The organism is Janthinobacterium violaceinigrum, from assembly GCF_009208555.1.
Classification (GTDB): Bacteria; Pseudomonadota; Gammaproteobacteria; order Burkholderiales; family Burkholderiaceae_D; genus Janthinobacterium; species Janthinobacterium violaceinigrum.
In genome coordinates this window covers 1-843 of record NZ_WFLI01000100.1, presented here as the reverse complement: position 1 = coordinate 843, position 843 = coordinate 1, and the positions used below count along the sequence as shown (strand labels likewise).

Genomic DNA, 843 nt, shown 5'->3' with positions numbered 1-843 from the left:
CTGCGCCAGCTGGCCGCCCTGTGGGGCGAGCAGTTGCCGGCCGGCGACGCTTGCCAGGCGGGCGCGCGCGCCGGCTTGCGGTGCCTGCACAGCCGGGGCGGCATCGCCGAGTTGCGCGTGCTGGACCGTCCCGCCATGCTGACCTTGCGCGACGGGGAGGGAATGGACCAGCTGGCGCTGCTGACGCGGCTGCAGGACGAGACGGCCACCGTGCTGCTCGATGGCAAGCCGCAAAGCGTGCCGCTGGCCCAGCTGGCGCAGCGCAGCGATGGCAGTTTCACCACTTTCTGGCGCGCCCCGCGCAACTGGCGCGACGAGGTGCCAGCGGGCGCCCGCGGCGCCGACGTGGACTGGCTGGCGCAGCGCCTGGCGCAACAGCAGGGCTTGCCGGCGCCGGCCGCCAATCTGCCGCTCGATGCTGAGATGCAACGCCTGCTGCGCGTGTTCCAGCAGAGCCAGAACCTGCGGGCCGATGGCCTGGCGGGTCCGAAAACGTTCATACGCCTGATGCAACTGGGTGACAATTCGGAGCCGCGCCTGAGCAGCGCAGCTCCTGCCGTGGCAGCGCCCGCTGCGACGGCGATGGTGGCGGGGAAATAAGATGTCCTACATACTTGAAGCACTGAAAAAATCGCAGGCCGAGCGCCAATTGGGCGAGTTGCCATCGATTCACGCACCGCAGGTGCAGCTGCACGATACCGCAGCGTCCGCTTCTGTGCGGCGCACGCCCGTCTGGCTGGCGCTGGGCGGCGTGAGCGTGGCCGTGGCTGCCGCACTGCTGTTGTGGCAGCCCTGGCAGGCGGACGCGGCGGCGCCTGCGTCTGCGGCCGCGCCCACCGCCCC

1 protein-coding gene and 1 pseudogene are annotated in these 843 nt (G+C 71.1%); both read left to right on the top strand.

The genetic code is table 11. The annotated features are described in order from the left end of the window. Positions 1–600, top strand: a 600-nt coding sequence (locus tag GCN75_RS28795) for a peptidoglycan-binding protein (RefSeq protein ID WP_193317707.1), incomplete at its 5' end; no start/stop codon positions are given. A 1-nt stretch (position 601) separates the two neighbouring features. After that, positions 602–843, top strand: a pseudogene (locus GCN75_RS28790) (general secretion pathway protein GspB); the annotation flags it as partial.